A 13,390-nucleotide genomic window follows, 5' to 3' on the forward strand; every position below is an offset into this window, starting at 1 on the left:
CATAGGTTCCACGTCGAAATGAAGTGGGAGCGCTCCCAGCCCGGCCCCGCCGAGGCCGGTCCTGTCGCCTCGGCCCCACCGAAGGGACATCATGAAGAACCCCATCCGCTTTCTTCGGTCCATACGCACCAGAGCCGCAGCATCATGCGTGGCACTGGCCTCGTGCGCAGCCCTCGCCACCGCGGCCGCGCCCGTGCACGCCGACACCCTGCTCTGCGAGCAGTACGGTTCCGCCGTCGTCCAGGGCCGGTACGTGGTGCAGAACAACCGCTGGGGCACCGCCGAGGAGCAGTGCGTCAACGTGACGGCGAACGGTTTCGAGGTGACCCGGGCCGAGGGCTCGGTGCCGACGAACGGGGCGCCCAAGTCGTATCCGTCCGTGTTCAACGGCTGCCACTACACGAACTGTTCCCCCGGCACCGAGCTCCCGGCACGGATCAGCTCGATCAGCGGCGCCCCGACCGGCATCACGTACGAGTACGCCGGCAACGCGGTCTACGACGCGGCCTACGACATCTGGCTCGACCCGACGCCCCGCACGGACGGCGTGAACCGCACCGAGATCATGATCTGGTTCAACCGGGTCGGCCCCATCCAGCCGGTGGGCTCACGAACCGGTTCCGCCACGGTCGCCGGACGCACCTGGGAGGTGTGGACGGGCAACAACGGCGCCAACGACGTGATCTCGTTCGTCGCCCCGTCCGCGATCACGAGCTGGAACTTCGACGTCATGGACTTCGTCGACGAGACCGTGACCCGGGGCATGGCGCAGACCTCCTGGTACCTCACCAGCGTCCAGGCCGGGTTCGAGCCGTGGCAGGGCGGAGCGGGCCTCGCCGTCAGCTCCTTCTCCTCGGCCGTCGACACCGGCGGCGGCACCGGCCCGAGCGAGCCGGGAACGCCCGGGCCCTGCCGGGTGAGCTACACGGCGAACTCGTGGCAGGGCGGGTTCACCGCCGACGTCAAGATCACCAACACCGGGACCACGCCGCTCGACGGCTGGGAGCTGGGCTTCACACTGCCACCGGGCCAGACGGTCACCCAGGCGTGGAACGCGACGCTGACCCCGCCCTCCGGGACGGTACGAGCCGTCAACGCCGCGTTCAACGGACGGATCGCGGCGGGAGGAAGCCAGTCCTTCGGCTTCCAGGGCTCCTACTCCGGCACCTACGCCGAGGCCGAACGGTTCACGCTCAACGGGACGGCCTGCACGGTGACCTGAGCCGGCGTACGGCCGCCCGGCGCCGGCCGCCCCTCCCCGCGGGGGCGCCGGGCGGCCCCTCACGCCTTCCGGTAACCGTACGCGTCCGTGGCCGCCGCCTCCACGGCGTCCAGATCGCCTCCCGCCGAAGCCGTCACCAGCGCGGCGACCGCGCCCTCCACGAACGGGGCGTCCACCAGCCGCGCCCCTCCGGGCAGTTCCCCGCCCTCGGCCAGCATCGACTTCACCGTGAGCACCGCGCTCCCCAGATCCACGAGCAGCGCGATCCCGGCGCCCCCGTCGACCGCCCTGGCCGCCTCGGCGATCAGCTCCGCACTCGTCCCCAGTCCGCCGGCCGAGGTGCCTCCGGCCGCCGCCACTGGCGCCGTCGCGCCCCCGGCCGCCAGCCCCCTGGCGAGTTCGGCCACGGCCTTTGCCACCGGTCCGCTGTGCGAGACCAGCACGATCCCGACCTGCTTCTCCCCGCTCACGCGTCGCCCCCGCCGCTCGTCCCCGAAGCCTCGGCGAGCGCCCCGACCAGCAGCGCGGCCGAGGCGGCACCCGGATCCTGGTGCCCGATGCTGCGCTCGCCCAGATAACTGGCCCTGCCCTTGCGCGCCCGCAACGGCACGGTCGCCAGGGCGCCGGCCAGTGCGGCGTCCCGGGCCTCCACGAACGAGGTCCCCAGCACCTCGACGGCCGGCAGCAGCGCGTCGAGCATCGTCTTGTCGCCCGCCTGCGCCCCGCCGAGCTGAGCCACCGCGGCGACGCCCGCTCCGAGGGCGTCGGCAAGCTGGTCAGCGGTCACCTCCTGCGCGTCGCCGAGCGCCTTGCCGGTACGGCGCAGCAGAGTCCCGTACAAGGGCCCGGACGCCCCGCCGACCGTCGAGATCAACTGCCGGCCGGCCAGCGTCAGCACGTCCCCCGGGGCCGTGGGGCCCTCCTTCTCGAGGACCTCGTCCACCGCGGCGAAGCCGCGCCGCATGTTGCTTCCGTGATCGGCGTCCCCGATCGCGGCGTCGAGCTCGGTCAGCCGGTCCGCCTCACGGCCGACGGCGGCCGCGGTCGCGGCCATCCAGCGCCGGAAGAAATCGGTGTCGAGCACAAGATCTCCTGTTCCTCGCACGGTGGAAAGTCCGTTCACCGGCCCCAGCGGAGCGCAGGTGTCTGTACCGGCGCGTCCCAGAGCCGCACCATCTCCTCGTCCACCTGGCAGAGCGTCACCGAACAGCCTGCCATGTCCAGCGACGTCACGTAATTGCCCACCAGCGTACGAGCCGCGGTCACGCCCCGCTCCGCCAGCACCCGCTGCACCTCGGCATTGAACCCGTACAGCTCCAGCAGCGGTGTCGCGCCCATCCCGTTGACCAGGACCAGCACGGGACCGCTGGGCCGCAGGTCCTCCAGCACCGCGTGGACCGCGAAGTCGGCGATCTCGCCGGACGTCATCATCGGGCGGCGTTCCCGGCCCGGTTCGCCATGGATGCCGATCCCCAGTTCCAGCTCGCCGGAGGGCAGATCGAACGTCGGCGTGCCCTTCGCCGGAGTCGTGACGGAACCGAGTGCCACTCCGAAGCTGCGCGAGGACTCGTTCACGCGCCGGGCCAGGGACTCCACCCGCTCCAGCGGCGCACCCTCATCGGCGAGCGCGCCGGCGATCTTCTCGACGAACAGCGTCGCCCCGGTGCCGCGCCGGCCCGCTGTGAACGTGCTGTCGGCCACGGCCACGTCGTCGTCGACCAGGACGCGGGCGACCCGGACGCCCTCGTCCTCGGCGAGTTCGGCGGCCATGTCGAAGTTCAGCACGTCCCCCGTGTAGTTCTTGACGACGAACAGCACCCCCGCACCGCTGTCGACCGCGACGGCCGCCCGCACCATCTGATCGGGCACCGGAGAGGTGAAGACCTCCCCGGGACACGCCGCCGACAGCATTCCCGGCCCGACGAACCCCGCGTGCAGCGGCTCGTGCCCGGACCCGCCGCCGGACACGAGCCCCACCTTCCCCGCCACCGGCGCGTCGCGCCGGACGACGAGCCGGTTCTCGGCGTCCACGACGAGCTCCGGGTGGGCGGCGGCCATTCCGCGGAGGCCGTCCGCGACGACGGTCTCCGGCACGTTGATGAGCATGCGCAACGGTTCCTCCTGGAGAGAGCGCCGGCGGCCGGTCGTGCTGACCGGCCGCCGGCGGCGTGGATCCGGTCCATCGGTCAGGTGCGTGCGCCCTCAGTATCGAAGAGACCCGGGTGATCGGGAAGCGGCACGTGCCGGGCAGCTCCACGGGCACCAGCGGCCTGTGCCCTCGGCGGATGTCGAACAGCCGGAGCACGGCCCTCAGCCGCGTGCGCAGAAGTCACGGTCGCTCAGCCACCGGCCGAACCAGTCGCCCAGCGGAACGCTGAAGCACCATCCGGGCTCGTTCGTGTCCGGAGCGGGCACCGTCGGCTCGGGCTCGGGGGCCGCCGGTGTCCCGCTCGGGTCGGGAGCGGGCGCCGAGGGGCCGGCGGTGTCCGGCAGTCCGCTCAGCATGTCGCGGAAGACCCGGGAGGACTCAGGGTTGTCGGCGCACTGCCACACTCCGTGCGGGCAGTAGTCCGTGATCGTCTGGTAGACCGGCTCGTGCTGCTCGATCCACTCCAGCATGCGGCGCATGTACTCGGGGTTGTCGCCGTTGCGGAACAGACCCCACTCCGGGTACGAGATCGGCTTGCCGTGCTCGGCAGCGAAGTCGACCTGCTTCTGCAGGCCGTACGGTTCGTTCACCTGCTCGTCGAAGGTGCGCGCCGGCGGCTGGTCGTAGGAGTCCATGCCGATGATGTCCACGACGTCGTCGCCCGGGTAGCACTCCGTCCAGGGCACGGCGTCCCGCCCCCTGCTCGGTGCGAAGTCGAAGCGGAACTCCTGGCCGGGCACGGACCGCATGGTGGTGACGATGCGGTTCCAGTAGGCCTTCCACGCGGTGGGATCGGGGCCGCACCGGTGGGTGTACGTCGTCCCGTTCATCTCCCAGCCGAGGACGATCACCGTGTCCGGCACACCCAGCAGGACCAGACGCTCAGCCAGCCGGCGGAAGTGCTCGTCGAACTGCCCCTCGGCGCCGGCCCGCAGCAGACCGCGCACCTCGTCGTCGGAGACACGCGCCTCGTTCCGCTCCAGCATCGGCGTGTTGAGCACGAACATCCTGTCCGCATCGGCCTTCCGCCAGGCAGCCCACGCCGCGAGGAAGCCGGGGCGGCCCTCGATGTTCACCCACAGGTCGCCCGGCAGATAGCTGTGCCCGACACGAAGGTCCGTACCGCCGAGCCAGCGTGACAGTTCTTCCATCCGCCGGATGCCGTCCGGCCCGTAGTCCAGATAGGCGCCGATCGCGGTCGTCCTGTCCGGCTCCGGCGCACTGCGAGCGGCGCCCTTGCCGGCCTGGGTGTCCGTGGCGTCGTGACCGGTGAGGGCCGCACCGCCGACGAGGAGGCAGAGCACGCCGGCCCCGATGCCGAATGTGGTGAGACGGCGCTGTGCGGGCACGGCTCCTCCTTGGATTGCGGTCCGTCCGACCCTGCCGACCCTAAGGAGAAAGATTCAGCGACGGGCTGTGGGACCGCCCTTGAATAGACCATTCGCGACACACACGGATTCAGAGTGGTCCGTTCGGGTGAAACATGTCGAACGTGAAAGGAAGGGAGCCCACCCGGTTGTCGAAATTCGAGTCGATCAGACGCGGGGTGCCCGAAGCCCGGAGACCTCCGAGCCGTGTGAGCATTTCACGGAAGAGGGCCTTCATCTCCAATTTCGCCAGATGTGCCCCCAGGCAGTGGTGGGGACCCCCGCCGCCGTATCCGAGGTGCGGATTCGGCGACCGGGTGATGTCGAAGACGTCGGGATCGGCGAAGACGGCGGCGTCCCGGTTCGCGGACGCGTAGAGGAGCACGACCTTTTCCCCCGGCAGGAAGGTACGGCCGCCGAGCACGCACTCGGCCGCCACCGTCCTGCGGAACTGGATGATCGGCGTCGAATGGCGGACGATCTCGTCGACCGCGCCGTCGGCGTAGCGGTCGAAGTCGGACTCCAGGAGGGCCCGCTGCTCCGGATGCCCGGTCAGCAGGACCACCCCGTGGGCGATCGCGTTCCGGGTGGTCTCCACACCCGCCACGAGAAGCAGCGAGAAGAACGCGCCGAGCTGGCGGGCGGACAGGGCCTGGCCGCCGACGTCCGCGCGGACGAGTGCCGAGATCACGTCGTCCGCCGGAACACGACGCCGCTCACGGGCGATGCCCGCCATCTCCACCTGCATGCGGGCCAGGGCGCGCAGCCCGCGCCCGGGGACCCGCAACCGGGCGCGTCCGCGTCTTTGCACGCCGACGTACTCCGACGCGTGGTCGATCCGGGCGGCGATGCCGGCCCGATGGCGAGCGGGAACGCCCATCAGGTCGCAGATGACCTCGAACGGCATCCGGGAGGGCGCCGAACGCATGAAGTCACCCGGACCCTCGGTGGCCACCTCGTCCACCAGCCGCCGGGCGACGGCGCCGATGTTCTCCTCCGCGGCGGCGAGCAGCCTCGGCGTGAAGGCGCGGGAGACGGTCCTGCGCAGCCCCGCGTGCTCGCCACCGTCCATGTTGACCATGGAGTTGCCGAACACCGCCTTGGCCCAGGGCGCCGGTTCCGGAACGGTGACACCGGGTGCGCTGGTGAAGACCTGCGGCTGCCGGCTGGCCGCCCTCACGTCCGCGTGCTTCACCAACGCGTGGAACGGCGTCCGCGACCCCGTCCGAGGAGTGAAGAGGACCGGTGCGTCGAGCTCTCTCAGCCGGGCGAACGCGGACAGCCGCTCGGGCCGTGGCAGCCGCCAGAACGCCGGATCGGCCAGATCGGCGGCGGCCGCCCCCCGCGCGCGTTCCTCGGGCACCTTCGTCGGCGCTTCCATGCACAACCTCCGGGAGTCCAAAGGGCCATGCTTGCCCGGCGGGCGGCACCCGGCGGCCGACACGACCGGACGAGCCGGACAGTTCCCACGGTCGCGTGATGTCCTGCGGAGGAGAACCGTCCGCCCTCCGTCTCGTTGCCCACTCGAGCGAGACACCTCGCAGGAGCGGACGAGAGGGAGGCACACCCACCATGAATCCGACCACCGGCACGCGCGAGGGCCCGGCCGGCGCCCCGCGACCGGCCCGCCGCGCGGTACTGCGGTCCGCCTTCACCGCGTCCGTGATCGCCGGCACCGGCGGCGCGCTCGCCCCGGTCCTCCTGGAAGGCCCGGAGCCCGGAGGCCGGCCGCCGGGGCGCGACGCCGTGGGGCCCGAACGGTTCTCCGAGCTCTACAAGGGCCGCGAGATCAGGGGGACGGTCACCACCGTCGTGCCGGCCGGAGCCCCGGCGCACGCAGGCGGGGCCGGGACCCCCGTCCCGGCACCCGGCATCCACGTCAGCGTCGACGGGAGGGAACTGCATGTGATGCGGCGCGCCGACGGGAGTTATCTCAGCGCCGTCAACCACTACGAGTCGTTCCCGACGCTCGTCGAGACGGCCCGCGCGGCGGTCGATGAACTCGGCACCTCCCAGTTGCCGGCCGTCTCCCCGCACACCATCTGAGCCCTGAGGACTGAGTACGGTTGTACCACCGCAAGAATCAGCGCGATCTGACGCGCACCGAGAAGAAACGCCTGGTCGACGCGATCCTTGAGCTCAAACGCTCGGGACGCTACGACGACTTCGTCACCCTGCACCGGCAGTACTACGTCACCGACGCCGAAAGCAGGCCACGGGCCGCCCACATGACCCCGTCCTTCTTCCCGTGGCACCGCAGATACCTGCTGGAATTCGAGAAGGCGCTGCAGACCGTCGATTCCCGTGTGTCGATCCCGTACTGGGACTGGACCCGGGACAACACGGCAGGCGCCTCCCTCTGGGCGGAGGACTTCCTCGGCGGCAACGGCCGGCCGGGCGACCGGCAGGTCATGACCGGGCCGTTCGCCCACCGGCAGGGGAACTGGAGCATCCGCGCCGGAGCCACGGGCGACCCCTTCCTGCGGCGGAACTTCGGCCGGCCCTCCGCGCCCGTCGCCCTGCCCCGGGCTGCGGACGTGGACCGCGCGCTGGGCGATCCGGTGTACGACGCCGCACCCTGGAACAGCGTCAGCACCACCGGCTTCCGGAACAGAATCGAGGGCTGGGGCATCAGAGGCGGCCGCGGGATCGCCCACCACAACCAGGTGCACCGTTGGATCGGCGGGTCGATGGCGGGTGCGGCATCGCCCGACGACCCGGTCTTCTGGCTGCACCACGCCTTCATCGACCTGCTCTGGACCCGCTGGCAGAAGGCGCATCCGCGCTCCCGCTACCTGCCGGCCCGCGCGCTCCCCGCCGACGATCCGCAGCGGGGCCGGATCTTCGCGCTCGACCAGCCGATGCCGCCGTGGGACGTGGCACCCTCGCAGCTCATGGACCACACCCGGTTCTACCGGTACGCCTGAGAGACGCCGGCCCTGCCGGGAACGGGGCCGGGCCTCCCCTCACCGCCCGGAGCGGAGAGGGGAGGCCCGGAGGTGCCTCGGGGAGATCAGTGGCCGTAGCCGTACTCGCCCTTGCCGTCGTGGCTGTCCGAGACGTTCGCGCAGGTGTTGCCGAACGCCGGGTTCAGCAGGGCGATCACGTTCACCGTGTTGCCGCACACGTTGACCGGGATGTGGACGGGCACCTGGACGGCGTTGCCCGAAAGGACACCGGGGGAGTACGCGGCGACGGCCTCCGCACCGGCGTCGGCGGTGGCCATGCCGGCACCGCCGACGATCATGGCACCGGTCCCTGCCATGACGGCGGCCACCTTCGAGATACGCGACATCAGTTCTCCTTGAGAGGACGGAGCCGGCCACCGATCGTGCGGCCGGTACGCCCTGACAACGCGGGAACCGGCAGACGGTAACGGACGATCTCGAACTCGCCGCCCAGGCTCAGCTCCGGCCGACGGCCGCGAGCCCGGCGTCCGGAAGCCCACCCAGCAGGCCGCGCCAGTTCCGCGCGGCGGGGAAGCGGGCCCCCACCGCCTCCGCGGCCCGGTCCCGTACGGCCAGCTGCGTCTCGCGCAGCCGCAGCAGCGGCTCCAGCGTGGAACGGGCCAGCAGCAGACGCCGGTTGACGACCGGATCGGGTGCCCAGTGGTTCTTGTACGGTTCCGAGCCGCGCAGCAGACTCAGCACACCGCGGTCCAGACCCCCGGCCTCCCGCGCGATCTCGCGCAGCAGCATCGAGGAGACGTCCACCTTCCTGTCCCTGAGCCGGGGATCGGCGCCGTAGAGGTACCCTCCGGTCAGCTGCGCGGACCGGAACGACAGGTCGGCGGCCACCACCTCACCGTCGAGCAGGAACTCCCTGACCGACGCCTCGCCGTCGCGCACCATCCGGCGGGCGGAGCGCACCAGATGCGCGCAGAAGCGGGGCCGCAGATGCTCCGGGTTGACCCCTCTGCCGAGCCACTGGAGTTCGTGCAGCCGCAGCAGGGTGCCGATCGCGCCCGCGACCCGGTGCACGGGCGCCGGGCGGCACTCGATGCCCAGGGCATCGATCCTGCGCAGCTTGGCCCGGGCCCGCTGGGCGCGCGAGCTGCTCATCCGCCCGATGAGAGCGTCGATGGGCTCGGCCGGCAGCTCCATGCAGGTCGAGTCCGCGCGGCTGCTCCGGGCGCCGGACCATGCCTCGAACAGCAGGTGCGCCGAGGCGTCGGGCCGTACCTCCCGCAGGTCGACGACCGTGTGCGCGGCCGCCCGGTGGAGGCCGTGCTCCAGCGCGCCGACCGCTGCCGCGGTGTCCTCGTCGTCCACCAGGACGTCGAAGAAGTCGGAGATCGCGCCGCCCACCGGCACCAGCAGCGGCATCGGGCGGTGCACGAGCATCAGCGGCGCCGCGCCGATCAGCCGGCCGTCCCGCCGCGCCAGTACGACCCGGAGCCGGCCGGGGGCCCCGTACGAGAGCCACCACGAGTGGAGCCACGCATGGCTCTGGAACGGCGTCGCGGTGGGGCAGCGGCGGTGCAGCGCGTCCCACTCGGCGGCGAGGTCCGCGAAGTCCGCCAGGTCGCGGCAGAGAGCGGCGCTGAGCCGCCCACGACGGTCGGTGGTCATCGTGTGAGCTCCCGTTCGCCGGAGGTGCCGCCCTGGGCCGGGCCCGGAACCTGGACGGTGGCCTCCTGGCGTCCGGACCGGGGGCGGACGAGCAGGGCCAGGCCGCCGGTCAGCCCGCCCGCGGCGGCGCCCACGGCCGTGCCGAGCGGCACGGACGGAGACACCGGATCGACGGGCGGCAGGGCGTGCGAGAATTTGATCAGCCGCACGCCGGTCTCCTTCGCGACGTGCCCGCTGCTGACGACCACGGCCTCGGTCACCGCGTTGGCGATGTCCGCGGCGCGGCCCCGGTCGGCCGACGTGCCGGTGACCGCGATCATGGGCGAGTCGGGGGAGGTCTCGGACCGTACATGCGCGCGCAGTTCGCGCACGGGCTCGCCGGCGGCCCCCTTCGCGTAGGTGAGGGTGGCATCACTGGTGGCCAGGCGGCCGTACGACTGCGCGTATCCCAGTGCCGCCGCCGGATCGATGTCCTTGCCGGCCGTGACCACCGCGTAGCTGGTGGCCGCGTACCGGGGCTCGGCGAGCATCCCGTACGAGAACCCGCAGGCGGCCCCGAGCAGGACGCAGGCGGGCAGAGGCCACCAGCCGGGCCGTACGGATGCGGTGTGGAGCCTGCGGAACCGTCCAGGGACGGCCGGCTGCTGCTCGGGCGAGTCGGTCATGGGTGAGCTCTCTCGGTCGGGATGGCTGTGGCGGTGTCGGTGGCCTGCGCGTAGACGTCCATGAGGCGCCGGCTGCTGAGCCGGATGTCGTAGCGGTCCACGGCGGGTGGCGGCGGCAGCCTGCGGACGCCGCTCTCCACGTGGTGCCGCAGCACGGCCGTCAGTTCCTTCGTGGGATCGGACGTACCGGGGACGGACCCGATACGGGTGGTGCCCGGAACCCGGCCCTCCGGGAGGTCCTCGACGGCGGGGCAGGCCGCGTGCACCACGGGCAGTCCGGCGGCCAGGGCCTCGACGACGGCAAGGCCGAAGGACTCCTCCCGGGACGCCGAGACGAAGACGTCGACGGCGCCGAGGACCGCGGGGACGGCCGGCGCGGGGCCCGCGGTGCCGCACTCACCGAGGAACCGGACGCGGTCCGCCACACCGAGCCGGGCGGCGAGCACGCGCAACGGCACGGCTTCCGGCCCGTCCCCGGCCAGCACGAGCCAGACACCGGGGAGGGCGGCGACGGCACGGATCAGCAGGTCGAAGCGTTTGCCGGTGACCAGCCTGCCCACGCCCCCCACCACGAAGGCTGTTCCCGGAAGGCCCAGCAGGGCCCGCGTCGCACACCGCTGCGCGCTGTCGAAGCGGAAGGCGGCGACATCGATGCCGTTGGGCACCGTATGGATCCGGGACGCCGGCACACCCCAGTCGCGCAGCCTGCCCGCGACGGTGTCGGAGACGGCGACCGTCGCCGCACCGAGCCGCTCGGTGCGCAGATAGAGCTCCCGGGTGCCACGGGTGAGCGGCCGCCCCTCGATCTCCGCGCGGCCCAGCGAGTGTTCCGTCGCCACCACGGTGGTCCCGGCGAGACGCGCCGCGATCCGGCCGTAGACACAGGCCCGGTAGAGGTGCGTGTGGACGAGGTCGTACGAGCCACGGCGGATGAGCCGGGCCAGCCGGGGCACGGCGCCGAGGTCCCGGTTGCTCCTCATCCCCAGATCCCGCACCCGGACGCCGTCCGCCCGCAGCCCTTCCGCGACCGCTCCCGGATTGGTGAGCGTCACCACGTCGCAGCGCACCGGCAGATGGCGCAGCAGCAGCCGCAGCTGCTGCTCGGCCCCGCCGATGCCGAGCCCGGTGATGATGTGCAGTGCCTTCACCCGGCGCCCCCCGGACCCTCGGCGCCAGGGGGGCGCCGCCGCAACCGGTGGCGTACCTCCTTGGCCCACAGGCGGGCGCCCCGGTCGCAGTGGCTGACATGCGTGCGGGGAAGGGTGAGCGGGCCCGGGGGGACACCGGGCGCGAGGGCGCATCCATAGGTGTACCCCGCCTCCCGCACGGACTCGGCCACCCTCCGGTCGACCGTGCCGTACGGGTAGCAGAAACCGGACGGTGCCTGCCGGACGATGCGGTCGAGCGCGTCCCGGCTGCCGTGCGTCTCCTGGCGCAGCTCGTCGTCGGACAGTGCGGTCAGGTCCCGGTGGAGCATCCCGTGCGAACCGACCTCCATGCCCGCCGCCGCGACGGCACGGATGCCCTCCTCGGTCAGCAGCGGCCTGCGCGGGCCGAGCGGATCCCAGGTGTTGGAGCCGCCGGGGCGCCCGGGCAGGACGAACACCGTCGCCGTGCAGCCGTGGGCGAGCAGCACCGGAAAGGCCTCGTCGAGGAAATCGGCGTACCCGTCGTCGAACGTGAGCCCCACCAGTCCTCGTTGCCCGCGCGCCCGCGCGCCCAGCAGCTCCGCGACGCCCACGCCGGTGAGTCCACGGCGCCGCAGCCAGGTCAGCTGCTCGTCGAGGCGGTCGGCGGACACCGTGATGCCGTAAGGATCGTCCGTGGGATCGCTCACCGAGTGATAGGTCAGGATCCACGGCTGGGACCGCGGGGGGAGCGTACGGGCAGGGGGTGCCGAGGTGTCAGCGGTCATGAGGGAACCTCTGTCGGATGAGTGCCAGCAGATGAACGGCTTCGGGGGACCGGAGCGCGAGCCCCGTGAGGAGGAAAGCCGCGGGTACGAGGAGGCAGCAGGCCGCCAGACCCGGCACCGGCCCGGCCACCAGATCCGTGGCGAGCCGGCCGGCCGCCGCGGAGACCGCCGCCGCGGCGGCCGGCCGGGCGAGGGAAAGGGCGACGGCCCCGGCCCGCACGGCGACCGCCCGTGAGCCCAGCCCCAGGAGCATCAGCAGGGCGGCCGTGCTGATGCCGACGGCGTTGGCGGCCGCGATGCCTCGGACGCCGAACGGGCCGGTCAGGAGCAGCCCGGCAGCGGTCGTGACCAGGAGCCCGGCGCCCATGGAGCAGAGGGGATACCAGGTGGGGCGGCCGGCCGAGAAGAACGGCCGGCACAGGGCGCCGACCAGCGTGTGGCCGAGCAGCCCGAGCGCGTAGACCCGCATGACCCCGGCCGTGGCGGCGGTGTCCGCCGCATCGAAGGCACCCCGCTGGAAAAGGACTTCGACGATCAGGGGGGCGCATCCGAGCACCATCGCGGTGCCCAGCAGCACCACGGTCCCGGCCAGGGCGAGATCACGTTCGACCCGCTTCCGGGCAGCCTCCCGGTCCCCGGCCGCCATGGCCCGCGCGACGACGGGGAAGGTGACCGTGCAGATCATCATGGACAGCACCATCGGCAGCTGCGCGACCTTCTGCGCGTAATTGAGATGGGAGATGGCCCCGTCCGGCAGCGACGACGCGAGGAACCGCTCGACGAGGACCTGCGACTGACGGCTCACCACGAACAGGACGACCGGCGCCAGGACCGCCGTGCCGAGAAGGGCGGTACCGCGCTCCCGCGCCACCGGCTTCCCGCCCCGCCCCGGCAGCAGCCGCACGAACGTGGGAAGCAGGGTGAGGATCATCAGCAGACTGCCGACGGCGACCCCCGCGGCCACGGCACGCACGCCCCAGACGGAGTGCAGCGCCAGGGTCGTGCCGACGATGCCGATGTTGTAGGAGACATAGACGCCGGCCGGAGCCAGGAAGCGGCCGTGCGCCCGCAGCGCCGCGCTGAAGTACCCCGTGAGGCCGAAGGTGAGCACCGTGACGGCCGTCAGCCGGGTGCACTCCACCGCGAGCCGGGGATCGCCCAGTCCTGGCGCCAGGATGCCGACGGCCCAGGGGGCGCCCCAGACGAGCAGTCCGCCCGCGCAGGCCAGCGACGCGAACAGCCGGGGAAGGGTGCCGGCCACCAGGGCACGGACCGGATCCCGCGCGTCACCGCCGGAGGCGCGCCGGGTCAGCGCCAGGCTGAACGCCGGTACGAGGAGCAGCGCCATGCCGTCCTCGATCAGCAGCGTGGCCGCCATCTCCGGCACCGTCCAGGCGATCAGGAAGGCGTCGCTGGCATGGCCGGCGCCGAAGAGCCGGGCGACGGTCCGGTCCCGGACGAGCCCCAGCAGGGCGGCGACCACGGTCAGTCCGGCGGCGCC

Annotated in this window: 14 protein-coding genes; 3 read left to right on the plus strand and 11 right to left on the minus strand. The window is 72.5% G+C overall.

What is annotated here, in order from left to right; genetic code table 11:
- The first annotated feature begins 91 nt into the window (after positions 1–91).
- Positions 92–1,222, plus strand: a complete 1,131-nt coding sequence (locus tag VN520_RS11195; RefSeq protein WP_325746723.1) for a GH12 family glycosyl hydrolase domain-containing protein — start codon at positions 92–94, stop codon at positions 1,220–1,222.
- Positions 1,223–1,281: 59 nt separating this feature from the next.
- Here the strand turns inward: VN520_RS11195 and VN520_RS11200 are convergent, their stop codons facing one another.
- The 5 genes from VN520_RS11200 to VN520_RS11220 form a co-directional block, all read right to left on the minus strand.
- Positions 1,282–1,692, minus strand: coding sequence for a PTS fructose transporter subunit IIA (locus tag VN520_RS11200; RefSeq protein ID WP_325746724.1), 411 nt, complete (start codon positions 1,690–1,692; stop codon positions 1,282–1,284).
- Positions 1,689–2,306: a dihydroxyacetone kinase subunit DhaL gene (gene dhaL / locus VN520_RS11205; RefSeq protein WP_325746725.1), complete on the minus strand. Its 618-nt coding sequence runs from the start codon at positions 2,304–2,306 to the stop codon at positions 1,689–1,691. The genes VN520_RS11200 and dhaL overlap by 4 nt, the downstream gene beginning before the upstream one ends.
- 35 nt (positions 2,307–2,341) lie before the next feature.
- Complete coding sequence (gene dhaK, locus VN520_RS11210) at positions 2,342–3,334, minus strand: dihydroxyacetone kinase subunit DhaK (RefSeq protein WP_325746726.1); 993 nt, start codon at positions 3,332–3,334, stop codon at positions 2,342–2,344.
- A 198-nt stretch (positions 3,335–3,532) separates the two neighbouring features.
- Positions 3,533–4,720: a glycoside hydrolase family 26 protein gene (locus tag VN520_RS11215; RefSeq protein ID WP_325746727.1), complete on the minus strand. Its 1,188-nt coding sequence runs from the start codon at positions 4,718–4,720 to the stop codon at positions 3,533–3,535.
- Positions 4,721–4,829: 109 nt separating this feature from the next.
- A complete protein-coding gene (locus VN520_RS11220; protein ID WP_325746728.1) occupies positions 4,830–6,119 on the minus strand; it encodes a cytochrome P450 in 1,290 nt (429 codons plus the stop codon).
- A 191-nt stretch (positions 6,120–6,310) separates the two neighbouring features.
- Here VN520_RS11220 and VN520_RS11225 point away from each other — a divergent pair, with 191 nt between their 5' ends.
- Together VN520_RS11225 and VN520_RS11230 are read left to right on the plus strand one after the other, a co-directional pair.
- Positions 6,311–6,784, plus strand: coding sequence for a tyrosinase family oxidase copper chaperone (locus tag VN520_RS11225; protein ID WP_325746729.1), 474 nt, complete (start codon positions 6,311–6,313; stop codon positions 6,782–6,784).
- Between the two features lie 20 nt (positions 6,785–6,804).
- Entirely contained in the window at positions 6,805–7,665 is an 861-nt protein-coding gene (locus VN520_RS11230; RefSeq protein ID WP_325746730.1) for a tyrosinase family protein, read from the plus strand.
- An 86-nt stretch (positions 7,666–7,751) separates the two neighbouring features.
- On the opposite strand, the gene VN520_RS11235 is transcribed toward VN520_RS11230, so the two are convergent.
- The 6 genes from VN520_RS11235 to VN520_RS11260 all read right to left on the minus strand — a co-directional run.
- Positions 7,752–8,033, minus strand: coding sequence for a chaplin (locus VN520_RS11235; protein ID WP_325746731.1), 282 nt, complete (start codon positions 8,031–8,033; stop codon positions 7,752–7,754).
- 109 nt (positions 8,034–8,142) lie between these two features.
- Positions 8,143–9,309: a GNAT family N-acetyltransferase gene (locus VN520_RS11240; protein ID WP_325746732.1), complete on the minus strand. Its 1,167-nt coding sequence runs from the start codon at positions 9,307–9,309 to the stop codon at positions 8,143–8,145.
- Entirely contained in the window at positions 9,306–9,974 is a 669-nt protein-coding gene (locus tag VN520_RS11245) for a lipopolysaccharide biosynthesis protein (protein WP_325746733.1), read from the minus strand. The genes VN520_RS11240 and VN520_RS11245 overlap by 4 nt, the downstream gene beginning before the upstream one ends.
- Positions 9,971–11,122: a glycosyltransferase gene (locus tag VN520_RS11250; protein WP_325746734.1), complete on the minus strand. Its 1,152-nt coding sequence runs from the start codon at positions 11,120–11,122 to the stop codon at positions 9,971–9,973. Before VN520_RS11250 ends, VN520_RS11245 begins: the two co-directional genes overlap by 4 nt.
- Positions 11,119–11,889, minus strand: coding sequence for a polysaccharide deacetylase family protein (locus tag VN520_RS11255; RefSeq protein WP_325746735.1), 771 nt, complete (start codon positions 11,887–11,889; stop codon positions 11,119–11,121). The genes VN520_RS11250 and VN520_RS11255 overlap by 4 nt, the downstream gene beginning before the upstream one ends.
- Positions 11,879–13,390, minus strand: a 1,512-nt coding sequence (locus VN520_RS11260) for a lipid II flippase MurJ (RefSeq protein ID WP_325746736.1), incomplete at its 5' end; no start/stop codon positions are given. The genes VN520_RS11260 and VN520_RS11255, both read right to left, overlap by 11 nt.

It is taken from the genome of Streptomyces sp. (assembly GCF_035563135.1).
GTDB lineage: Bacteria > Actinomycetota > Actinomycetes > Streptomycetales > Streptomycetaceae > Streptomyces.